At 73.8% G+C, this 22,560-nt stretch carries 20 protein-coding genes; 11 read left to right on the plus strand and 9 right to left on the minus strand.

The genetic code is table 11. The features are described 5' to 3' along the window. Positions 1-107 precede the first annotated feature (107 nt). Genes ACWGJO_RS29935 through ACWGJO_RS29945 form a run of 3 tightly spaced genes read right to left on the minus strand, consistent with a single transcriptional unit; the run spans position 108 to position 3,875 of the window. The gene (locus ACWGJO_RS29935; RefSeq protein WP_387690049.1) at positions 108-1,817 is read right to left on the minus strand and encodes an urease subunit alpha; all 1,710 of its coding nucleotides are present in this window, start codon (positions 1,815-1,817) and stop codon (positions 108-110) included. After that, positions 1,814-2,626 carry an urease subunit gamma gene (gene ureA / locus ACWGJO_RS29940; RefSeq protein WP_452188460.1) on the minus strand — a complete coding sequence of 271 codons (813 nt, stop codon included), beginning with the start codon at positions 2,624-2,626 and terminating at the stop codon, positions 1,814-1,816. Before ureA ends, ACWGJO_RS29935 begins: the two co-directional genes overlap by 4 nt. Positions 2,627-2,672: 46 nt before the next feature. Beyond that, positions 2,673-3,875, minus strand: a complete 1,203-nt coding sequence (locus tag ACWGJO_RS29945) for an agmatine deiminase family protein (protein ID WP_452188462.1) — start codon at positions 3,873-3,875, stop codon at positions 2,673-2,675. Between the two features lie 256 nt (positions 3,876-4,131). Here ACWGJO_RS29945 and tatA point away from each other — a divergent pair, with 256 nt between their 5' ends. Next, the gene (gene tatA / locus ACWGJO_RS29950; RefSeq protein WP_452188464.1) at positions 4,132-4,413 is read left to right on the plus strand and encodes a Sec-independent protein translocase subunit TatA; all 282 of its coding nucleotides are present in this window, start codon (positions 4,132-4,134) and stop codon (positions 4,411-4,413) included. Between the two features lie 77 nt (positions 4,414-4,490). Here the strand turns inward: tatA and ACWGJO_RS29955 are convergent, their stop codons facing one another. Together ACWGJO_RS29955 and ACWGJO_RS29960 are read right to left on the minus strand one after the other, a co-directional pair. After that, positions 4,491-6,302, minus strand: coding sequence for a protein kinase domain-containing protein (locus ACWGJO_RS29955; RefSeq protein ID WP_452188466.1), 1,812 nt, complete (start codon positions 6,300-6,302; stop codon positions 4,491-4,493). Positions 6,303-6,450: 148 nt separating this feature from the next. After that, positions 6,451-7,104 (minus strand): TetR/AcrR family transcriptional regulator, encoded by a 654-nt coding sequence (locus tag ACWGJO_RS29960; protein ID WP_452188468.1) that lies wholly within the window; start codon positions 7,102-7,104, stop codon positions 6,451-6,453. A 157-nt stretch (positions 7,105-7,261) separates the two neighbouring features. On the opposite strand from ACWGJO_RS29960, the gene ACWGJO_RS29965 reads away from it, so the two are divergent. The 9 genes from ACWGJO_RS29965 (at position 7,262) to ACWGJO_RS30005 (ending at position 17,255) form a co-directional block, all read left to right on the plus strand. Beyond that, the gene (locus ACWGJO_RS29965; RefSeq protein WP_452188470.1) at positions 7,262-8,473 is read left to right on the plus strand and encodes an agmatine deiminase family protein; all 1,212 of its coding nucleotides are present in this window, start codon (positions 7,262-7,264) and stop codon (positions 8,471-8,473) included. 134 nt (positions 8,474-8,607) lie between these two features. Further along, complete coding sequence (locus tag ACWGJO_RS29970) at positions 8,608-9,678, plus strand: agmatine deiminase family protein (protein ID WP_452188471.1); 1,071 nt, start codon at positions 8,608-8,610, stop codon at positions 9,676-9,678. A 28-nt stretch (positions 9,679-9,706) separates the two neighbouring features. After that, entirely contained in the window at positions 9,707-11,353 is a 1,647-nt protein-coding gene (locus ACWGJO_RS29975) for an ABC transporter substrate-binding protein (protein WP_452188473.1), read from the plus strand. Continuing rightward, entirely contained in the window at positions 11,350-12,309 is a 960-nt protein-coding gene (locus ACWGJO_RS29980) for an ABC transporter permease (protein WP_359898978.1), read from the plus strand. The genes ACWGJO_RS29975 and ACWGJO_RS29980 overlap by 4 nt, the downstream gene beginning before the upstream one ends. Further along, complete coding sequence (locus ACWGJO_RS29985; RefSeq protein ID WP_359898980.1) at positions 12,306-13,160, plus strand: ABC transporter permease; 855 nt, start codon at positions 12,306-12,308, stop codon at positions 13,158-13,160. The genes ACWGJO_RS29980 and ACWGJO_RS29985 overlap by 4 nt, the downstream gene beginning before the upstream one ends. After that, a complete protein-coding gene (locus tag ACWGJO_RS29990; RefSeq protein ID WP_452188476.1) occupies positions 13,157-14,137 on the plus strand; it encodes an ABC transporter ATP-binding protein in 981 nt (326 codons plus the stop codon). The genes ACWGJO_RS29985 and ACWGJO_RS29990 overlap by 4 nt, the downstream gene beginning before the upstream one ends. Next, positions 14,130-14,927: an ABC transporter ATP-binding protein gene (locus ACWGJO_RS29995; protein ID WP_452188478.1), complete on the plus strand. Its 798-nt coding sequence runs from the start codon at positions 14,130-14,132 to the stop codon at positions 14,925-14,927. Before ACWGJO_RS29990 ends, ACWGJO_RS29995 begins: the two co-directional genes overlap by 8 nt. Positions 14,928-15,049: 122 nt before the next feature. Next, positions 15,050-15,973, plus strand: coding sequence for a DUF4436 family protein (locus ACWGJO_RS30000; protein ID WP_452188480.1), 924 nt, complete (start codon positions 15,050-15,052; stop codon positions 15,971-15,973). A gap of 100 nt (positions 15,974-16,073) precedes the next feature. Then, positions 16,074-17,255: an agmatine deiminase family protein gene (locus tag ACWGJO_RS30005; protein ID WP_452188482.1), complete on the plus strand. Its 1,182-nt coding sequence runs from the start codon at positions 16,074-16,076 to the stop codon at positions 17,253-17,255. A 64-nt stretch (positions 17,256-17,319) separates the two neighbouring features. On the opposite strand, the gene ACWGJO_RS30010 is transcribed toward ACWGJO_RS30005, so the two are convergent. Then, positions 17,320-17,973, minus strand: coding sequence for a TetR/AcrR family transcriptional regulator (locus tag ACWGJO_RS30010; RefSeq protein WP_452188484.1), 654 nt, complete (start codon positions 17,971-17,973; stop codon positions 17,320-17,322). 142 nt (positions 17,974-18,115) lie between these two features. On the opposite strand from ACWGJO_RS30010, the gene ACWGJO_RS30015 reads away from it, so the two are divergent. After that, positions 18,116-19,297, plus strand: a complete 1,182-nt coding sequence (locus tag ACWGJO_RS30015; RefSeq protein WP_452188486.1) for an agmatine deiminase family protein — start codon at positions 18,116-18,118, stop codon at positions 19,295-19,297. Positions 19,298-19,386: 89 nt separating this feature from the next. Here the strand turns inward: ACWGJO_RS30015 and ACWGJO_RS30020 are convergent, their stop codons facing one another. The 3 genes from ACWGJO_RS30020 to ACWGJO_RS30030 form a co-directional block, all read right to left on the minus strand. After that, positions 19,387-20,547: an agmatine deiminase family protein gene (locus ACWGJO_RS30020; RefSeq protein WP_452188488.1), complete on the minus strand. Its 1,161-nt coding sequence runs from the start codon at positions 20,545-20,547 to the stop codon at positions 19,387-19,389. Positions 20,548-20,636: 89 nt separating this feature from the next. Beyond that, complete coding sequence (locus ACWGJO_RS30025; protein WP_452188490.1) at positions 20,637-21,674, minus strand: agmatine deiminase family protein; 1,038 nt, start codon at positions 21,672-21,674, stop codon at positions 20,637-20,639. Positions 21,675-21,904: 230 nt separating this feature from the next. After that, on the minus strand, positions 21,905-22,483 hold the full coding sequence (locus tag ACWGJO_RS30030; RefSeq protein ID WP_359898998.1) for a TetR/AcrR family transcriptional regulator: 579 nt from the start codon (positions 22,481-22,483) through the stop codon (positions 21,905-21,907). Between the last annotated feature and the right edge of the window lie 77 nt (positions 22,484-22,560).

Below are 22,560 nucleotides of genomic sequence, written 5' to 3' on the forward strand. Positions count from 1 at the left end.
GCACGTGGGTGCCCGGGGCGGCGCTGTGCGGGCCCTCTTCGGACGCCGGGCGGCTGCCCGGCGGAGGCCGGCGGAGGCCGGCGGAGTGCGGGCGGAGTGCGGGTGGCTCAGAGGAAGTAGAGCCGGTTCAGCGGGACTTCCTCGGCGGGGGAGGACCGCAGCGGTGTGCCGTCGAGGGTGACGAGACCCTCGCGCGAGTCGACGAGGACCTCGCCGAGACGGGTGTTGCGGACCATGTCGCGCGGGCCGATCCCGCGGGTGTGGCGGACGGCGACGCGACGGCGCCGGGTGGTCATGGTGTCGTAGGGGCGGTCCCGGGTGCCGGATTCGGCGGCGGCGCGGCTGGTGAAGGCGACGGAGAGGTCGGCCGGAGTGGCGCCGTGAGCGCCGAACAGGGGTCCCAGGACGAGCGGTTGGCAGGTGTCGGTGGCGGCGTTGGGGTCGCCGGTGACGCCGTAGGCGGGAAAGCCCGCCTTGAGGACCAGCTGCGGCTTGGCGCCGAAGGAGGCCGGCTGCCACAGCACGATGTCGGCGAGCTTGCCGATCTCGATGGAGCCGACCTCGTGGGAGAGGCCGTGGGCGATGGCCGGGTTGACGGTGAGCTTGGCGATGTAGCGCAGCACGCGCTCGTTGTCGTCGTCCGGGCCGTCGCCCTCCAGCGGGCCGCGCTCGGCCTTCATCTTGCCGGCCACGGCGAAGGTGCGGCGCACCGTCTCGCCGGCCCGGCCCATGCCCTGGGCGTCGGAGGAGGTGATGCCGATGGCCCCGAGGTCGTGCAGGACGTCCTCGGCGCCCATGGTGCCGGCCCGGATGCGGTCGCGGGCCATCGCGGCGTCGCCGGGCAGGTCGGTCTTGAGCCCGTGGACGGAGACGATCATGCCGTAGTGCTCGGCCACCGCGTCCCGCCCGAAGGGGAGGGTGGGGTTGGTGGAGGAGCCGATGACGTTCGGCACGCCGGCCATCTTGAGCACGTTGGGGACGTGTCCGCCGCCGCAGCCCTCGATGTGGAAGGCGTGGATGGTCCGCCCGTCGAGGACGCTCAGGGTGTCCTCGACCGACAGGCACTCGTTCAACCCGTCGGTGTGCAGGGCTACTTGGACGTCATGGGCCTCGGCGACGGACAGTGCGGTGTCCAGGGCGCGGGTGTGCGCGCCCATGTCCTCGTGCACCTTGAAGCCGCAGGCCCCGCCCTCGGCGAGGGCTTCGACGAGCGGGGCGGGGTGGGAGGACGAACCGCGGCCCAGGAAGCCGATGTTGACGGGCCAGGCGTCGAAGGAGTTGAAGGCGTGGCGCAGCGCCCAGGGCGAGTTGACGCCGACGCCCCAGGCGGGGCCGAACTCCTGGCCGATGATGGTGGTGACACCGGAGGCCAGCGAGGCCTCCATGATCCGCGGGGACATCAGATGGACGTGGGTGTCGATGGCGCCGGCGGTGGCGATCAGGCCCTCGCCGGAGACGATGGCCGTCCCGGTGCCGACGACCACGTCCACGCCGTCCAGGGTGTCCGGGTTGCCGGCCCGCCCGATGGAGGCGATCCGGCCCTCCCGGATGCCGATCGAGGTCTTGCGGATGCCCTGGATCGCGTCGATCACCAGCACGTTGCTGATGACGAGGTCGCAGGTGTCCCGGACGGCGGCGGCCTTGAGGTGCAGGCCGTCGCGGGCGGTCTTGCCGAAGCCGACGAGGAACTCGTCACCCGGCCGCTGGGAGTCGGACTCGACCCGGACGACCAGACCGCTGTCGCCGAGCCGGACCCGGTCCCCGGCGCGCGGGCCGTGCACGGCGGTGTACTCGGACGCTTCGATGCTGCTGCTCACGGCTGGTTCTCCTGCCCGTCGTCGACTGCTCCGAGGTAGCCCTGCTCGGCCGCCCGGCGCAGGGCCTCCTGCCGTGCCCGTGGCGAGTCCAGCGGGCCGTCCACGAGCCCCGCGAAACCGATCGCGACGCGCTCGCCGCCGATCGGCACCAGGCCGACCTCGACGGTGGCGCCGGGGTCGAAGCGCACCGAGGAGCCGGCCGGTACCGCGAGGTGGGTGCCGTAGGCGGCGGCGCGGTCGAAGGCGAGCCGCGGGTTGACCTCGAAGAAGTGGAAGTGCGAGGTGACCGAGATCGGCACGTCCGCGGTGTTGCGCACGGCGAGGGTGCGCACGGCCTCCGGCCCGGGCGCGGTGCGGCTGTCGTGGTGGCCGTGGCCGTGGCCGTGGCCGCCCGTGCCGCCGCCGGGGTCGCCGTCGGCGCCGCAATCGGCGCCGTGGTCCGTGCCGCAGTCGGGGGTGTCGCCGTGGTGGAGGACGGCGCCCGGCGCGGCCGCGCCGAGGGTGCCGCCGCCGAACGGGTCGGCGATGACGGCGAGCCGGGTGCCGTCCTCGAAGACGGCCTCGACCTGGATCTCGGTGACCAGGTCGGGGACGCCGGGCAGCACATCGGCGGCGGCGAGGACGGAGCGTCCCCGCCGGACGGCCTCGGCCAGCCGGAGGCCGTCGCGGGCGGCCTCGCAGACGGTGTCCGAGATGAGCGCCACGGCCTCGGGGACGTTGAGCCGCAGGCCGCGGGCGCGGCGGGCGCGGGCGAGCTCGGCGGCCGTGAAGATCAGCAGCCGGTCGCGTTCGGTGGGGGTCAGCTGCACAGGGGTTCCGTTCTCCCTCGGTGCGGGACGGTGCGGGACGGCGGGGTCAGCCGGCGGGCTGGTCGTGGGTGGCGCAGTGGATGCCGCCCCCGCCGCCCGCGATGGTGTCGATCGGCAGGGGGACGATCTCGCGGCCCGGGAACTGGTCCCTGAAGACCTCCTGGGCGTGGCCGTCGGCCTTGGCGTCGCCGAACTTCGGCAGGTAGACGCCCTTGTTGCCGATGTAGAAGTTCATGTACGAGGAGACGAAGGCGTCGCCCCGGCCGGTGATCCTGTCCGGGTCGGGCTGGCCGATCTCGATCACCTTGAGCTTCCGGCCGGCGGCGTCGGTGGCCTCGGCGAGGACGGCGCGGGCCTGGTCGGCGGAGCGGGACCAGACGTCCGGCGGGGTGCCGGGGAAGGCCCGGTCCAGCAGGACGACCCCGGGGGCGGCGTAGCGGGCGAGGCAGTCGACGTGGGCGTCGGTGATGTCCTTGCCCTTGACGCCCGCCAGCCAGATCAGCTTGGTGAGGCCCAGCGCCCGCTTGAGTTCCGCCTCGATCTGGTCGCGGGTGCGGCCCGGGTTGCGGTTCTCGTTGACCACGGAGCTCTCGGTGACCAGCAGCGTGCCCTCGCCGTCGGTCTCGAAGGAGCCGCCCTCGGCGGTGACCGGCGTCTCGATCCGCTCGATCCCGTACTTCTCCAGGACGGTGCGGGCGATCCGGCCGTCGTTGGTGTGCTCCTGCTTGCCGCCCCAGCCGCTGAAGTTGAAGTCGACGCCCTGGACCTTTCCGCCCTCCTCCACGAAGACCGGGACGGTGTCGCGGGCCCACAGGTCGTCCACGGGGACGGAGAGCAGCTCGACGTCCGAGCCGCAGGCGTTGCGGGCCGAGGCCTCCTGGCCGGGGCGGACGAGCAGGACCACCGGTTCGCGCTCGCCGATGGCCCTGGCCACCGAGGCGATGTCCCGGCGGACGGCCCCGAGCTGCTCGCCCCAGACGTTCTCGGAGGCGGGCCAGGCCATGAAGGTCCGCTCGTGCTTCTCCCACTCGCCGCCGAGCCGGCGTCCGCGGGCCGGAGCCGGGGTGGACGCGGGGGGCTGTGCGGGCGCTTGCGTCGGCGCCTGGCCGGGGGTGCCGGAGGCCGTCGGGGCCGCGGAGTCGGCAGGGTCGTCGCCGGAGGCGGCGCAGGCGGTCGCACCGAGGGCGATCGCGCCGGCGCCGGCGAGCGAGCGCAGTACCGTGCGGCGGGCGAGGGAGGACTGGGACACGCTGGACTCCGGTGGGGCTGGGGGTTCCGGTTCGGCGGGAGGGGCGGGCTCCGGGGGAGCGGTCGCGCGGCGCCGGTTGGGCGGTGGACGAGGTCGTCCCGGTGGACGGGGTCGTCCGGCATCACCGAGACTGAACTCTTGCATTGACTGAAAAATCAGTCAAGCTTTACGGTGAAGTCACCCAAACCACCCCGAGACGACCGGGCCGCCGAACGGACGGCCCGGTCACGACGATGAAAGGCCGGGTGAGGCGGCGATGCTGCGCAATGGTCTGGAGCCCTGGCACGTGCTGGTGACGGTGGCCGTGCTGGTGCTGCTGTTCGGCTCCAAGAAGCTGCCCGACATGGCGCGCGGACTGGGGAAGTCGATGCGGATCCTGAAGTCCGAGACGGCGGCCCTGCGGGAGGAGGCGGCCCCGCCCGGCGGTGCCTCGGCGGGCGGTGGCCCGTCCGGCGGGACCCCGTCCGGCGGCGGCCCGTCAGGCACCGCGCCCTCCGCCGGCGGCGGCGGTCCGGCCGAGCCGGCCCGGCACCCCTGACCGTCCCGTCGGCCGCGCGCCGCCCGGGACGTCCGAGAGCCGCCGTTCCCCACCGGTCGGTGCGGGGGCGGCGGCTCTCAGCCGTTGCGGCGGTACTGGTCCAGGGACACCCTGACCGGCCCGTCCGCGCCGGCGGTCGACAGCACCCGGACCACGGCGAGGTCCCGGCCGTCCGCGGACCGGACGCAGAAGGCGCCGCGCGGTCCGAGGGCGCCGAACGGCACCCGCCCGGCCGGCCGGGAGCCGAGCCCCTTGAGGCAGTCGGCGACGCCCAGGCCGGCGTCCCGGCCGATGAAGGTGTCGGCGGCCTCCGGGACGAGGAACTCGCCGTCGCCGCGGCCGACGTACCAGATCGCGCTGTCCACCGGGACGACGGTCCCGGTGGCGAGGTCGAACTCGTAGGAGGAGTCGGCCGAGGTCAGCTCGACCCCGCGGTAGACGGCGGCGTAGTCGGTGACGGGCGGCGGTGCGGAAGCGGTCGGCGCGGTCGGGGCCGACCGGGTGGGGGACGGGGAAGCAGTGGGGGCCGACGGGCCGGGCGGGGCCGGGGTGACCGGCGCGGCGGTGCCGGACACCGGGGCCTCCTCGGCGGCGGCCTCCACCTGGTCCGGGTCGTCGAGCAGGAACACCGCCGCCGCGGCGCCGACGGTCAGGGCCACGGCGGCGGTCAGCGCCGTTCGTCCGAGGGCCCGTCTGCGGCCTCCTCCGGCCCGGGCGCGCCTCGCCGGGCCGCCCCCGGCCGAGGGCACTGGGACAGAGCCGGACGCCGAGAGCTCCGGCACCGGCCCGGAGGCCGCAGCGGGCTCCGGCACCGGCCCGGACGCGACGACGGTGGGGGTCGGGACGGCCACCGGGGCGAGGACCGTACGGGCCGAGGCCCAGCCCGGCCCGTCCGTCCGGTCGCCCGGATCGCCGATACCGCCGCGCTCGCCGGCATCACCCCGCTCGGCCTCGGCCGGCGCCTGCGGCAACTCGGCGTGCCGGGTCATCTGGCTGGTCAGATGGTGCGGCAGCCAGTCGTCGCCGAACCTGAGGTGCCCGCCGACCGCCGGGTGGCTCCGGGCGGCGGCGATCACCTCGGCGGTGGTCGGCCGGTCCTCGGGCCGCTTGGCGAGGCAGTGCCGCAGCAGCTCGCGCAGGCCCGCCGGGACCGGGGTGAGGTCCGGCTCCTCGTGGACGGTCCGGTAGAGCGTCGACGGGTCCGGTCCGTCGCCGAAGGGCGGGTTGCCGCCGGCGACGTGGACGGCGAGGGCGCCGAGGGCGTACACGTCGGTGGCCGGGGTCGCGGGCCGGCCCATCGCCTGTTCGGGCGCCATGTAGGCGGGCGAGCCGATGCGCAGCCCGGTGCCGGTGAGCGCGGTGGCGTCGGCGGCCCGGGCGATGCCGAAGTCGATCACCCGGGGGCCGTCCGGGGCGATCAGCACGTTGCCCGGTTTCAGGTCGCGGTGCACCACCCCGGTGGCGTGGATCGCCTGCAGTGCCTCGGCGATGCCGGCGATCAGCAGCAGGACGGTCCGTTCGGGGAGCGGGCCGAAGCGCCGGACCACCTGCTGCAGGGACGGGCCCGGCACGTACGTGGTGGCCAGCCACGGCGGGGCGGCTTCCACGCCGGCGTCCACGAGCTGGGCGGTGAACAGTCCGTGGATGCGTCTGGCGCTGGCCACCTCCTGGGCGAACCGGGCGCGGAACTCCGGGTCCTCGGCCAGTTCGGGCCGCACCACCTTGAGTGCGACCGGCCGCCCGCCGGGGGTGTACGAGAGGTAGACCCGGCCCATGCCGCCGGCCCCGAGCCGCGCGTACAGCCGGTAGCCGCCGACCTCGCGCGGGTCGTCCGGGGTCAGCTCCTGGAAGACCGGCTGGAGGGCGAAAGGGGATCGGTCAGCGGACATGCGGGCTGCCTCTCTCGGCGGTCGGGACGTCCGCGGTCGGGGGCGTCCGCGGACGGTGGCGTCGGGGTCGGGGACTCGGGCGCGCGGGGCCCGACGGCCGCGGAAGCGGCGTGCGGCGGGCACGGCCTCGCAGAGTTTAGAGGTTCCGTCAGGATTGGCCGAATCCGTCGCCGGCGGCCCGCCCGGGGTCCCCGCCGCCTCCGGCGTCCCCGTCGCCCCCGGCAGCTCGCCGGGGGTCTCCCAGCTCCGCCTCGATCGCCCCGCTCAGCAGGCGGCGGGCGTGCTCGACCGGCAGCGAGCCGCTGAGCCAGCGCACGCTCAGGCCCTCGACGAGTGCGGTCAGCCGCTCGGCGGCCGCCGCGTGCGCCGGTGCGGTACCGCCCGGATCGGCCCGGGCGAGCAGTTCGGCGACATCGTGCACCCAGGTGTGGGTGGTTCGTGCGAGGTCCTCGCGAAGCTCCGGGTCGAAGACCGCGGTGGCTCTCAACTCGCCCCAGGCGGTGCTGTTCTCCTGTACTTCGACGCTGTCCTGGAGCTCCAGGAGCAGCACCTGTTCCAGGTCGGCGCGGGGGTCCTCGGTCCGGGGTACCGGGTCCGGTTCGGCGGTGTAGTGGTCGGCGCGGTCGCTGATGAAGTCGAGCGTCCGGCGCAGCAGGCCGGCCCGGTCGGTGAAGTGGTAGTAGATCAACGAGGTGGACACCCCGGCTTCGCTCGCCAGCTCGCCCACCCGTAGTCCGCGTACGCCGCGCCGGGCGATGACCCTGGTGGCGGCCTTGAGTATTTCTGTCCGACGGTCCGACATGGGCGCCCACTCTATGTGCTCCTCGGCTGGTCGAGCCAGCTGCCTGATGATCGTTTCAGGGTTTTCGAGGAGTCCTGCATCAAAAGCTTGACTGAATTTTCAGTACGGTAGAGGATGCGGGGCAACCCCCCACCTCCCACGTCATCCAGGGAGCGCCATGCACACCCCCACGCCCTCACGACGCGGCCTGCTCCGGCTGGGCGCCGCCGCCGTACCCCTGATCGCCCTGGGGACGGCCCTTCCGGCCACCGCCCGGGCCGCGACCGCCGGCCCGCCAGGTGCCCCCGCCGCGGCGGACGCTCTCGCCCCGGCCGCGGCGGGCGGCACCACGAGGCTGCGGATGCCCGCCGAGAGCGACCGGCACGACCGCACCTTCATGGCCTGGCCGGCCCTTTCCTCGATCTGGCGGACCCAGCTCTCGGCGGTCCGCGACGACATCGCCCGCGTCGCGTACGAGATCTCCCGCTACGAGCCCGTCGTCGTGGTCGCCCGGCCCGGCCAGGCGGCCGACGCGCGCTACTACTGCGGCCCCGGCGCCTACCACGCGATCACCGTGGTCGAGATCTCCAACGACGACCTGTGGATCCGCGACTTCGGCCCGACCTTCGTGGTCGCACCGGGAACCGTCGCCGGCGTCGACACCAACTTCAACGGCTGGGGCAAGACCGGCACCCCCTACTACCAGCGCTGCACCGAGGACGCCGCGGTCGCGGCCGCCCTCCTCGCCGAGTACGGCGTCGACCGCGTCCGGGCCCCCTTCGTCGGCGAGGGCGGCGCCCTGGAGACGGACGGCCAGGGCACCCTGCTGGCCACCGTCAGCTCGCTGGTGAACCCCAACCGCAACCCCGGAATGTCCCAGGACCAGGTCGAACAAGCCCTGAAGGCGTCGCTCGGGATGGACAAGGTGATCTGGCTGGCCGGTCTCGCGGGCCAGGACATCACGGACTACCACATCGACTGCCTGGCGCGCTTCACCGGGCCCGGCCGGGTGCTCCTCGACCGGCCCGGCCCCGGCACCGACCGGATCTGGATCGACGTCTACGAGCAGGCCAAGCAGGTCCTGCGGACCGCGACCGACGCCCAGGGCCGCCCGCTGACCGTCGTGGAACTCCCCGGCCCGGACCGCGCCCGGATCCGCGGCCGCGGCAAGGACTTCCTGTCCAGCTACACCAACTTCTACGTCGCCAACGGCGCGGTGTTCGTCCCCCAGTTCGGCGACGCCGACGCCGACGCCCGGGCCCGCGCGATCCTGCGGGCCGAGTTCCCGGACCGCGACGTCGTCCAGCTGAACATCGACACCATCGCCTCCGGCGGTGGCGGCATCCACTGCGCCACCCAGTCCCAGCCGGCCGCCCCGCCGGCGCTCTGAGACCCCCTGGCGGCCCGTCCGGTACCCCACGGAGGCGGGCCGCCGGGGACCTTCCGCTCCCACCACCCTCCCCTCGACCGGCCCGCGCCCCGAACGCGCCGGGCCGGGCCGGGGCCGACCAGAAGAGGTTTCCCGTGACGTACCGAATGCCCGCGGAGTGGACCGAGCACGAGGGCTGCCTGATGGCCTGGCCCGTCCGCCCGGACCTGTGGGGCGACACCCTGGCCGAGGTGAAGCGCGAGTACGCGGCGGTCGCCCGTGCCATCGCGGAATTCGAACCGGTCACCATGGTGGCCCCGCCCGGCCACGGCGACGAGGCCCGCGCCCACTGCGGCACGGGCACAGGCACCGGCACCGGCATCACCGTCGTCGAACTCCCCACCGACGACTCCTGGTTCCGCGACTCCGCGCCGATCTTCGTCCTTGACGGTGAAGGCCGCCGGGCCGGCGTGGACTTCCGCTTCAACGCCTGGGGCCGCAAGCACAGCCCCTGGGACGCCGACGACCGGATCAGCGGCCTGCTGCTGGAGCACCTCGGCACCCCGGCGATCCGCTCCGAGATGATCCTCGAAGGCGGCGCGATCACCGTCGACGGCGAGGGCACGCTGATCACCACCGAGCAGTGCCTGCTCCACCCCAACCGCAACCCGGAGATGACCCGGCAGGAGATCGAGGCCGAGCTGAAGGCCCGGCTCGGCGTCACCACGATCGTCTGGCTGCCCTACGGCGGGGCGCTGGACACGGAGACCGACGGGCACGTCGACGGCGTCTGCGCCTTCGTCGCCCCCGGCAAGGTCGTGGTGCAGCTCCCGGCCGATCCCGGCCACCCGGACTACGTGCGGATGCGGGCCAACCGCGCCGTGCTGGAGCACTCCACGGACGCCCAGGGCCGGCCCTTCGAGATCGTCGACCTGCCGCAGGCCGCCTTCGTCGAGGTCGACGGCCGGGAGGTGGAGGTCGGCTACCTGAACTTCTACCTCGCCAACGGCGGCGTCGTGGTGCCGGTCGCCGACCACCCCGAGGACGCGGCGGCGCTGGCCGTGCTGGCCGCCGCCTACCCGGACCGCAAGGTCGTCGGCGTGCGCGCCCGGGTGATCGCCTACGGCGGCGGCGGCGTCCACTGCATCACCCAGCAGATCCCGGCCGCCACGCAGGCCGATGCCACGCAGACCACCGCCACGCCGTCCGCGGCTGCTCGCGCCTGACCGTCGCCAGCGAACGGAGAAAACCCTCATGACTCCCACCGCGCCCGCGAGACGCACCGCGGCCCGGCGGCGACTCGTCCTCGCCACCGCCCTGCTCTCGGCCGCGGCCCTGGCCGCCGCCTGCTCCGGCCCGCCCCGCGGCGCCGGCGGGTCGGCCGTACAGCTCTCCGCCGACACCCCGCCGGCCAAGGGCGAGCTCGACTCCTTCACCTGGGCCACCTACGCCGAACCGCCCACCCTGGACTACGTCCAGGCCTTCGACTACCCGCAGAACACCGTGCTCGCCAACGTCTGCGAGAGCCTGATGCGCTGGACGCCCCAGCTCACCCTGGCCCCCGGCCTGGCCGAGAAGGCGTCCAGCCCCGACCCGACCACCTGGGTCTACGACCTGCGGGCCGGCGTGCACTTCCACGACGGCACGGTGATGACCGCCGACGACGTCGTGTACAGCCTCGGCCGGCAGACCAACCCGGACAACGCCTCCGCCTGGGCGCAGGTGTTCCAGAACGTCGACTCCGTCACCGCGACCGGCCCGCTCCAGGTCACCGTCAAGCTCAAGCAGCCCGACTCCCAGTTCCCCCAGTACATGGCGACGGCCGCCGGCGTGGTCGCCGCCAGGGCCGGGGTGGAGGCGGCCGGCAAGGACTACGGCACCAGCGGCGGCCTCGACTGCACCGGCCCCTTCAAGCTGGGCAGTTGGGCCAAGGGCCAGTCGATCGAACTCCAGCGCTTCGACGGCTACTGGGGCACCAGGGCCAAGTCCGGGAAGGTCGTCTTCAGCTTCCTCACCGACGCGTCCGCCCGCACCAACGCGATGCTCACCGGAGACGTCGACGGCGGCTACCTGATCCCCACCGAGAGCTACGACCGGCTGAAGAAGGACGGCCCGGGCACGCTCTACTTCGGCGAGGGCCTGAGCACCGTCAACGTCAACGTCACCAGCATGCACGGCCCGCTCGGCGACCTGCGCGTCCGCCAGGCCCTGTCCCTGGCCCTCGACCGCTCCGGCTTCGTCAAGGCCGGCCTCTCCGGCGCCGGCACCGTCACCGGCTCCCTCACCACCAGGGCGGCCTGGGGCGCGGCCCCCGACGACGTCCGCAGGACGGCCTTCGACGGCCTCACCCCCACGGCACAGGACATCGACAAGGCCAAGGCCCTGGTCAAGGAGGCCGGCGCGAGCGGCCGGACGATCGTCATGGCCACCAGCACCATCGGCCAGGACGTCTCCCTGCTCGCCACCGCCGTCCAGGCCGCCGGGGCGAGGATCGGGCTGGACGTCCAGCTGAGGACGATCGCCCCGAACGCCTTCACCGCGCTGTTCACCGACCCCAAGGCGCGCGAGGGCATCGACCTGTTCCCGGAGACGTACTACGACTCCATCACCGACCCGCTCGACCTGCTCGTCAACTTCCGGACCGGCGCCTACCAGAACTTCGCCGGGTACAGCGACAAGGCCTACGACGACCTCGTCGACCAGGCCACCGCCGAGTACGACCCGGCCAGGCGCGGCGCGATCGAGGCGAAGCTCCAGCAGACCGCCTCCCAGCAGCTGCTCTGGATCCCGGTCGCCGAGTGGCCGACCGCCGTCTTCCTCAACAAGCGCATCACCGGCGCCCCCACCACCATCGCGTACATGTACTACCCGTGGGCCGCCGACGTGGGGGCCGCCCGGTGAACTTCCTGAGATTCGCCGCCCGGCGACTGGCGGAGATGGCCGCGACCCTGCTCGGCGCCTCCTTCGTCGTCTTCGGCGCGATGTACCTGGCGCCGGGCAACCCGGCGAGTTTCCTCCTGTCGGGCCGGTCGGCCTCGCCGGCCGCCCTGCAGGCGATCAACGACCAGTACCACCTCGACGACCCGTTCCTGGTCCGGTACTTCCGCTGGCTCGGCCAGGTGCTGCAGGGGGACTTCGGGCGCTCCATCACCTACCGCACCGACGTCTCCACGCTGCTCGCCGACCGGCTGCCGGCGACCCTGACGCTGGTGGCCATGGCCCTGGTGGTGGTCGTCGTCATCGGCCTGGCGCTCGGCTGGATCGGCGCGGTGCGCGGCGGCGCGACCGACTCGGCGATCCTGCTCTCCACCACGCTCGCCGTCGGCACCCCCTCCTTCGTCGCGGCCGTCCTGCTGCAGGGCCTGTTCGCGGTCAAGCTGGGCTGGTTCCCCACCAGCGGCACCGGCGATGGCTTCGCCGACCTGCTGTGGCACCTCACCCTGCCCGCGGTCGCCCTCGCGCTGTACCTGATCGGGATGCTCGCCCGGGTCACCCGCTCGGCGATGCTGGACGCCCTGGAGGGCGAGCACGTCACCGTCGCCCGCAGCCGGGGCGTGCCCGAACGCGAGGTGATCCGCCGCCACGTGTTCCGCAACTCGCTGGGCACCGTGCTGACCACCGGCGGCCTGATCGTCTCCACCCTGCTGGTCTGCACGATCCTGGTGGAGTCGGCCTTCAGCGTCGGCGGCATCGGCCAGCTCCTCGAACTGTCCACCACCACCAAGGACTTCCCGACCGTCCAGGCCATCTCCCTGCTCGTCGTCGCCCTGTTCATGACCGTGAACCTGGTCGTCGACCTGCTCCACCCGCTGGTCGACCCCCGGGTCGCCCTCGGCACGAGGAGGTCCGACGCATGAGTGTCGCCCTCGCCCGCCGGCCCGGTCTCGGCCGCCTCAAGGCCGCCCGCGCCCCGCTCCACCTGGCCTGCCTGGGCATCGTCGCCCTGGTGGTGCTCGCCGCCTTGCTCGCCCCCTGGATCGCACCGGACGACCCCAACGCCGTCGACCTCGGCAACGCCCTGGCCGGCCCCTCGCCCGACCACCTGCTCGGCGTCGACACCGCCGGCCGCGACACCCTCTCCCGGCTCCTGCTCGGAGCCCGCACCTCCCTGCTCGGCCCGCTCGGCGTGGTCGCCTTCTCCACCGTCGCGGGCGTGGCCGTCGGCCTGGCCGCGGGCTGGCGGGGCGGCTGGCTCGACTCCGTCCTCTCCCGCAGCACCGAACTCGTCTTCGCCTTCCCCGGCATGCTGCTCGCCATCCTGATCGTCTCGGTGTACGGGGAGGGCCTGCTCGCCCCCGTCGTCGCCCTGGCGGTCGCCTACCTGCCGTACGTCTCCCGGCTCACCCGCTCGCTCGTCCTCGCCGAACGGTCCCGCCCCTACGTCAGCGCCTACCAGGTCCAGGGCCACTCCACCCTGCAGATCTGCCTGCGGCACGTCCTGCCCAACATCGCCCCGATCGTGCTCGCCCAGTCCACGATCAACTTCGGCTACGCCCTGATGGATCTCGCGGGCCTCTCCTTCCTCGGGCTCGGCGTCCCCGCGCTCACCCCCGACTGGGGGCGGATGGTCTTCGACGGCCAGACCGCGATCCAGCACGGCTACCCGCTCTCCGCGATCCTGCCGTGCGTCCTCATCGTGCTCACCGTCGTCGCCTTCAACGTCGTCGGCGAGCGCTGGGCCGACCGCGTCGCCCGGAGGACCCCATGAACCGCAGCAGCCACGACCCGGAGCAGCGTGTGAACGCCCTCGACGTCCGGGGCCTGCGGCTCCGCCTGCCCGGCACCGCCCGACCCGTCCTCGACGGGGTCGACCTCACCGTGGGCCCGGGGGAGACCGTCGCCCTGGTCGGCGAGTCCGGCTCCGGCAAGAGCCTCACCTCCCGCAGCGCCCTCGGCCTGCTGCCGCCCGGCGCCACCGCCGAGGGCAGCGTCCTGGTCGACGGGGAGGACGTCCTGACCATGGGCCCCGACCGGCTGCGCGCCCTGCGCACCGGCCGGGCCGCCATGATCTTCCAGGACCCCCGGGCGGCCATCAACCCGCTGCGCCGCGTCGGCGACTTCCTCACCGAGAGCGTCCGCCTCACCGGCGCCATGGGCCGGGAGGACGCCGACCGGCGCGCCGCCGAACTGCTCGACGCCGTCGGCCTCGGCCCGGAACTGCTGCACCGCCACCCCGGGCAGCTGTCCGGCGGCATGCTCCAACGCGTCATGATCGCCGCCGCGCTGATGGGCGACCCGGTCCTGCTGCTCGCCGACGAGCCCACCACCGCGCTCGACGTCACCAGCCAGGCCGAGGTCATCGCGCTCCTCGGGGAGCTGCGCCGACGCTTCGGCACGGGCCTGCTGTTCGTCACCCACGACCTCGGCCTCGCCGCCGCCATCAGCGACCGCGTCTACGTCATGTACGCCGGGCGGATCGCCGAGACGGGCCCCGCCGGAGCGCTCTTCGAGAGGCCCCGCCACCCCTACACCGCCGCGCTGCTGGCCTCCACCCCGGGGGTGGAGTCCGACAGCCGCCGCCTCGCCGCGATCGACGGACAACCGCCGGACCTGCGCCAGGAGTTGACCGGATGCGCGTTCGCCGCGCGGTGCCGGTACGCGACCTCCCGGTGCCGCGAGGAGACCCCCGTGGCGCTCCCGGTCGCCTGCCACCACCCGCTCGAAGGGAGCCGCGCCGATGCCTGAGGCCGTACTGGAGGTCACCGGACTGTGCCGGACCTTCGGCACCGTACGGGCGGTGGACGACGTCTCCTTCACCCTCGCCGCCGGCGGATCGCTCGGCATCGTGGGCGAGTCGGGCTCCGGCAAGACCACCACCGCCAGGATCGTCGTCGGCCTCGAACAGGCCGACGAGGGGCGGGTCGCCGTCCGGGGCCGGGCCCGCGGCGGCCGGGTGCGGGGGAGGGCCGAGCGGCTGGCCCGCGCCCGCGAGGTCCAGATGGTCTTCCAGGACCCGTACCTCTCCCTGGACCCGCGCACCAGCGTCGAGGCCGCGCTCCGCGAGACCCTGCGGCTGCACTTCCCCGGCACCGACCACGAGGCCCGGATCCGGGAGCTCCTCGACCAGGTCGGCCTCGGCACCCGGGCGGCCGACGCGCTGCCCCGGCAGCTCTCCGGCGGCCAGCGCCAACGCGTCGCCATCGCCCGGGCACTGGCCGTCCAGCCGGCCGTCCTGGTGCTGGACGAGGCGGTCGCCGCCCTGGACGTGTCCGTGCAGGCGCAGGTGCTGAACCTGCTCGCCGACATCCGCGAACAGACCGGCATCGGCTACCTGTTCATCACCCACGACCTCGGCGTCGTCCGCTGCGTGACCGACGAGGTCGTCGTCATGCGCCACGGACGGATCGTCGAATCCGGCCCCACCGCCCACGTCCTGGACTCCCCGCAGCACGCCTACACCCGGCTGCTGCTGGAGTCCGTCCCCCGGCCCGGCTGGGATCCCGACCGGATTGCCGCCGCGCGCCGCGCCTTGTAAGACGGCCCCGGCCCGGCAGGTGGTGGGACCCGCCGGGCCGGGGCGACCGAGCAACACCGGCGGGCGACGCCGGGCGGCGGAGAACCCGCCGGCCCGGCGCCACCGCCGCAGGAAGGACGACCGTGCAGGTCACCACCGACGACACCAGCGCGACCGACCGGGCCGCGCACCGAGCCCCCCGCCGCCGTTGGCGGTTCGCCGCCGTCCTGGCGGTGGTCATCACCCTCTGCGGGTCGGGGATCGGGCTGTACCTCAACGAGCGCGACACCCGCGAACAGACCAGGGAACTGGCGATCCCCTCGACGCCCGACTGGATCGAACTGGACGTCACCGCCCAGGACGTGGACCCGACCGCCCAGCAGCTGACCCTCTACGTCACTCCCGTCCCGCACGGCAGGTTCGCCGCCGGGCCGGACTCCCAGACCTTCGCCCGCCCCGTCGAGATCACCGTCACCGGCGCCCCCAAGGTGACCATCCGGGCGGCCGAGGGGGAGGCCGCGGCGTCCCAGCTCGTCCAGGTGGGGACGTACGACGGCACAAAGACGGACTACCCGTTCGACCGCTACCGCACCGAGGCCGGCTTCACTGCCACCAGCGGGGGCGCGGCCGTGCCGGTCGGCCTGGTCCTCACCGACACCGACCCGTTCTTCGTACTGCGCCCGCAGGTCACCACCGCGAGCTCCGGTGCCGTGACCCTGGACGCGCGGATCACCCGGTCCCGCAGCACCTTCATCCTCTCCTGGTTCATGATCGCGGCCATGTGGGCCATCGCCCTGGCCGTCCTCGGCGCCGCCGAGGTGCTGTACCGCAAGCGCGAGGGGCTGGTCTGGCCCTCCCTGGGCTGGATGGCGGCGAGCCTGTTCGCCCTGATCGGCATGCGCAACGCGGCCCCCGGGTCGCCGCCGATCGGATCACTGATCGACTACGTGGCGTTCTTCTGGGCCGAAGGCGTCATCGCCGCCGGCCTGGCCTGCACCGCCTGGTCCGGCATCCGCACCGAGCACCGGCTGCGCCGCGAGCGGGAGGCGGCCGCCGAGGGGCCGTGAGCGGATTCCCCCGAACGGCGGGTGCGTGCCGCGCCGGAATCTGACCTTCTGGTCAGTAGCCTGCGGAGCCGAACCCCGACACCAACCGGAACGAGGCCCCATGGCTCACCCCCGGCCGTCCCGCCGTTCACTCCTGCGGTCCGGGGCCGCGCTCGCCGCGCTGGCCCTGGCCGGTGGCTGCTCCTCCGACGGCGGATCGGAGGAGCAGTCCGACAGGAGCGGTACGGCTTCGGGCGCGGCCCCGTCCACGAGCCCGGCGGCCGGGGGGTGGGCGATGCCGGCCGAGTCCGGCCCGCACACCCGCACCTTCATGGCCTGGCCGGCGCTGGAGGAGGTGTGGGGCGACCAGCTGCCCGGGGTCCGGCAGGACATCGCGGGGCTGGCCCAGGCGATCGCCGGCTTCGAACCGGTCGTCCTGCTGGCCCGCCCCGACCAGGCGGCCCAGGCCCGGCAGGCCGTCGGATCCTCGGTCGAGGTGCTCGAACTGAAGGTAGACGACCTGTGGGCCCGGGACACCGGCCCGACCTTCGTCACCGGCCCGCAGGGGCTGGCCGGGGTCGACTTCAACTTCAACGGCTGGGGCGACAAGCAGACCCACGCCAATGACAGCCTGGTCGCCCGCTACCTCCTCGACCACTACCGCATCACCCGCGTCCAGGCGCCGATCACCGGCGAGGGCGGCGGCATCGAGGTGGACGGAGAGGGGACGCTGATGGCCACCGAGAGCTCCTGGGTCAACGGCAACCGCAACCCCGGCAAGTCCCGCGACCAGATCGAGGCGAGCCTCAAGGACCTGCTCGGCGTCGAGAAGGTGATCTGGTTCCAGGGCGTCGCCGGGCAGGACATCACCGACTGCCACGTCGACGCCCTCGCCCGCTTCGCCGAGCCGGGCACCGTGGTCCTGCACCGTCCCGCCGCCGACGCCCCGCCGGACGTCTGGACCACCGCCTCCGCGCAGGCGCTGCAGGTGCTGCAGACGGAGACGGACGCCCAGGGCCGCACGCTCAAGGTGGTCGACCTCCCCGAGCCCGACACCGCCCGGATCCCGGGCGCGGGCAAGGACTTCCTGGCCACGTACATCAACTACTACGTCTGCAACGGCGGCGTCATCGTCCCGCGCTTCGGGGACCAGGCCACCGACGACCGGGCGGCCGGCATCCTCGGCGACCTCCACCCGGGCCGCAAGGTCACCCAGGTCGGCATCAACCACATCGCCTCGGGCGGCGGGGGCATCCACTGCGCCACCCAGCAGCAGCCCGTCGCGCCCGGCTCCACCCCGTGACCGGTCGGGCTGCGGAGGGTCGGGTGACGCGGGTCCGGGCGGCGTACGGTTCCTCCGCGGACCGTCAGGCGCCGGACGGCCGGGGGGTGGACGACAGCGATTCCAGCAGGGTCCGCAGCACCCGCTCGGCGTCCACCGTCCCGTCCAGCGACCCGATGGCGGCGAGCCCGTCCACGGCGGCGGCGAAGGCCTCCCCGAGCGGGGCCGGGTCGCCGCCGTCGCCGCGTTCCTCCAGCAGGCAGCGGAACAGGCCCACGAAGGAGGCCCGCCAGCGCGCGTACTCGGCCTCCAGGCTCGCGCGGACGCGTTCGTCGTTGAGGGCGAGCCAGTGCAGGGCGGCGTGCAGTCGGGCCAGGTCGGGGCTCTCGGGCCGGGTGAGCAGCGTCAGGACCCGCTCGGAGCGCTCGGCGTAGCCGCCGGGGCCGGCGACCGCCTCCTCCAGCGGTGTGATCCACTCGGGCCGGATGTCCGCCACGACCGCGACGATCAGGTCGGTGCGGTCCGCGAAGTGGTAGTGGCACATCCCGTGCGAGACCCCGCACAGCGCGGCCACGTTGCGGGTGGTGAACCGCCCGGCGCCGTCGCCCGCGAGCAGGGTGCGGGCCGCCGCGATCAGCCGGGCCCGGGTCTGCTCGCCCTTGGCGGAAGCGCGGGTCCGGCCGGGGCCGCCCGCCGCGGAGGCCGTTCGTGCGGCCGTGCCTGTCGCCTGTGTCGCCATGGCCGTCACTGTAACGACCGGGGGAGTGCCGCAGGGGCGCATCGGGAACGATGGCTGCGCAAAGTATTGACCGAGCGCTTGGCCAGTTTTACCTTTTCGGTCAACTGCTGCACAAGCAGCGGACGTTGACATGGAGGCAGTGATGGACGACCGCTCCAGAACCGAGACGACGGCCGCGGAGGGGCTCGGCCGCCGCCGGTTCCTGACGGCCGCCGGGATCGTCGTCGCCGGCACCGCGCTGACGGCCGCGACCGGCGGGCCGGCCCAGGCGGCGCAACGCCGCACCGCCGCGGGTGCCGCCGCCGGCCTCGCCGCGGGCTTCCGGGTGCCGCTGGACACCGTCCGGCACACCCGCACCTGGATGGCCTGGCCGGACAGCAGCACCATCTGGCGCAACAAGCTCGGCGGTGTCCAGTCGAACATCGCCCTCATCGCCAGAACCATCGCGAAGTACGAGCCGGTCACCATGTGCGCCAACCCGGCCGGCGTGGCCAAGGCGCGGTCGATGTGCGGCTCGACCGTCACCGTCATCGGGGACGTCCCGGTCGACGACTGCTGGATGCGCGACACCGGCCCGGTCTTCCGCACCGACGGCGCGGGCGGCCTGGACACGATCGGCCTCAACTTCAACGGCTGGGGCAACCACCAGAACCCGCACGGCAACGACGCCCTGGTCGCCCAGCGCGTCGCCGCCTACCTCGGCCTGCCGTTCACCGCCGCCGGGCTGGTCGCCGAGGGCGGCGCCATCGAGACCGACGCGGCCGGGACGCTGATGGCCACCCGGAGCAGCATCCTCAACGCCAACCGCAACCCCGGCATGTCCCAGGCCGCGGTCGAGAGCGCGATGTGCGCCGCCTACGGCGCCACCAAGGTGATCTGGTTCAACGGTGTCGCCGGCCAGGACATCACCGACGACCACGTGGACGCCACCTCCCGCTTCCTCGGTGCGGGGACGGCCGCGGTCCAGATGCCGCTGGCGAGCGACACCGACGCCTGGTCGAACGACGCACGGCAGCAGTACCGGATCCTGACCACCTCCACCAGCGCCCAGGGAACCCCGTTCGGGGTCGGCCAGATCCAGGGGCCCGACTACAACCTGATCCGCTCGACCGACCCCAACTTCGTCGGCTCCTACGCCAACTACTACCTGTGCAACAACGCGGTGATCGCGGCGCAGTTCGGCGACACCAAGGCCGACAGCGCCGCCCGGGCCGCCCTCGCCCGGATGTTCCCCGGCCGCACCGTCGAACAGCTGAACATCGACAGCCTGGGCGCGGGCGGCGGCGGGATCCACTGCGTCACCCAGCAGCAGCCCGCGGCGTGAGGAGGTGGGGCCGGGTCCGGCCCGCCGACCGGACCCGGCCCCGGGCACCGGGCCGACCCTCCGGGACGCCCCCGGGGGGCGCCGCCTGCTCAGCCCAGGGCGGGGATGTCGTGGGTGGCGCAGTGGATGCCACCGCCGCCGGCCGCGATCGCGTCGATCTTGACCGGCACGATCTCCCGGCCCGGGAAGTACTGCTTCATGATCTGCTGGGCCCGGTCGTCGGCCCTGGCATCGCCGAACTTCGGCAGGTAGACGCCCTTCGTGCCGATGTAGAAGTTCATGTACGAGGAGACGAAGGCGTCACCGCGCCCGGTGATCCTGTCCGGGTCCGGCTGCTGGAGCTCCACCACCTGGAGCTTGCGGCCCGTCGCGTCGGTGGCGTCCTTGAAGACGGCGCGGGCCTGGTCGGCCGAGCGGGACCAGACGTCCGGCGGGGTGCCGGGGAAGGCCTGGTCGAGCAGGACGACGCCGGGGGCGGCGAAGCGGGTCAGGCAGTCGACGTGGGCGTCGGTGATGTCCTTGCCCTTGACGCCGGCCAGCCAGATCACCTTGCTCACGCCGAGGACCCGCTTCAGCTCGGCCTCGACCTGGTCCCGGGTCATGCCCGGGTTGCGGTTGTCGTTGACGACGGAGCTCTCGGTCACCATCAGGGTGCCCTGGCCGTCGGTCTCGAAGGAGCCGCCCTCGGCGACCAGCCGGGTCTCGACCCGCTCCACGCCGTACTTGGCCAGCACCGTCCGGGCGACCTTGGCGTCGTTGCCGCGCTGCTGCTTGCCGCCCCAGCCGTTGAAGTTGAAGTCGACGCCCTTGATCGTGCCGCCCTCCTCGACGAACACCGGCAGGGTGTCCCGGGCCCACAGGTCGTCGACGGCGATCGGCACCACCTCGACGGCCGAGCCGCAGGCCTTCCGGGCGGCGTCCTGCTGCTCGGGGCGGGCCAACAGCACGACCGGTTCGCGTGCCGCGATGGCCTGGGCCAGGCCGGCGACGTCCCGGCGGACGTCCGGCAGCTGCTCGCCCCAGATGTTCTCGGAGGCCGGCCAGGACATCACGGTGCGCAGGTGCTTCTCCCACTCGGCGCCGAAGCGGCGTACACCGGGGGTGCCGCCGGGCTGTGGGGGCGGCACGACACCGCCGTCCTCGATGGCGTTGGGGTCGCAGGCGGTGAGGCCGAGGGTGAGGGCGCCGACGCCGGCGCCGACACCGGCGAGGCGGCGGATCAGGGTACGGCGGGACAGGGCAGGGGACATACGGGCACTCCGGCTGTGGTGGTCGGTGCGGTGGACGGGAGGTGCGGTGCGGTACGGCGGCTGCGGCTGCGACGCGGGCCGCCCGGTGGCTACGGCAGCGGTTCGTGCATGGTCGAGCAGTGGATGCCGCCGCCTCCGGCCATCAGGCGGTCGACGTCGATCTGCACCACCTCGCGGCCGGGGAAGGCCGCGGCGAGCGTCTCCCGGGCGGCGGCGTCCTTGTACGCGTCGCCGAACTCGGCGGTGATGACGCCCCCGTTGACGAGGACGAAGTTGAGGTAGGAGTCGACGAACTTGGTGCTGCGGGAGCGGACGGTGTCCGGGCCGTGCACCGGGATGACGTGCAGGCGGCGGCCCCGGGCGTCGGTGGCGGCGGAGAGGATCGCGAACTGCTCGCGGGCGTCCCGCGCCCAGGAGTCGTTGCGGTCCGCCGGCGGCAGCTGCACCATCACCACGCCGGGGCGGACGAACCGGGAGGTGACGTCCACGTGGTCGTCGGTGATGTCCTCGCCCCTGATGCCCGGCAGCCAGATCATGGTGTCCGCGCCGTAGGCCTCCAGGACGGACTCCTCGATCTCGGCCCGGCTCATGCCGCGGTTGCGGTTCTTGTTGACCAGGCTGCTCTCGGTGGCCATCACCGTGCCGTCGCCGTCGGTCTCGATCGCGCCGCCCTCGCCGACGAAGTCCGCGTAGGTGTGGCGCAGGCCGCGGCGGGCGGCGAGGCGCTCGGCGACCCGGGCGTCGTCGTGGTGCACCTGCTTGTTGCCCCAGCCGTTGAAGTTGAGGATCACCGCGTCCAGGCCGCCGTACCCGTCGCGGCGGAACACCGGCGCGGTGTCGCGCATCCACAGGTCGTCGGTGGGGATGGCGGTGATCACCTCCACCCCGGAGCCGCACCGGGACCGGGCCTTGCCGGCGGTCCAGTCGTCGGGGGCGCACATCACCACCGGCTCGAACTCGGCGATCGTGCGGGCGATCAGGGCGATGTCCTCCTGGACGCCGCCCAGGCGCAGTCCCCACACGCCCCTGCGGGAGGGCCAGGACATCCAGGTCCGCGCGTGCGGCACGTCGTCCGCCGGCACCCAGGGGTACGGCCCGGTGGGGCGGTCGTCGGGGTAGTGGGTCATGAGGGTCTCCAGATCGTGCGACGGTGCCGGGAAGGGCGCCGAGGGCCGCCGGATCCCACTCTTCGCGCCGCGACGCGGCGGCGCACCACGGCGACGGGCCGGCGGCAGCACCCTTCCTGCGGCTTCAGGCTCGCACTGACTGAAAGTTCAGTCAAACTCATGGGCGCGCCATAACGCATCCTTGACGGGCTCCCCGCGCAGCGTGACAAGCCCTGCGCGGTCCGTGCGGCTCAGGACCCGAGCCGGGCCACCTCGACCTCGATCGCCTCGGTCAGCAGGGTGCGGGCGTGCGCCAGCGGCAGGCTGCCGCTGAGCCAGCGCGTGCTCAGCCCCTCCAGCAGCGCGGTCAGTCGCTCCGCCGCGCCGGCCAGCGCCACCGCCGAGGCCATCGGCCGCACGTCGCCGAGCAGTTCCGCCACCTCCTGCACCCAGATCCGGGTGGCCCGCGCCAGGTCCTCGCGCAGCGTCTCGTCGAACACCGCGCTCGCCCGCAGCTCGCCCCAGGCGGTGCTGTTCTCCCGTACCTCCGGGGTGTCCTGGAGCTCCAGCAGCAGCGTCTGCTCCAACTCCTCGCGGGGCGTCAGCGGCGGGGCGTCCTCCGCGCGTTCGGTCGTGTACCGCTCCGCCCGGTCGTTGATGAACTCCAGCGTCTGCCGGAGGATCCCCGTACGGTCCTTGAAGTGGTAGTAGATCAGCGCGGTGGACACACCCGCCTCGGCCGCGAGCTCCTCCACCCGCAGTCCGCGCACCCCGCGCCGCGCGATCACCCGCGCCGCTGCTTCCATGATCGACGTTTTACGACTGGCCACGATCCACCACCTTACCGGCGGCGCGGGCGCCGGTCCCGCCCTCCGGCTGACCGACCGATCAGCCGGAGCCGACGGCC

Source organism: Kitasatospora sp. NPDC054795 (assembly GCF_053611565.1).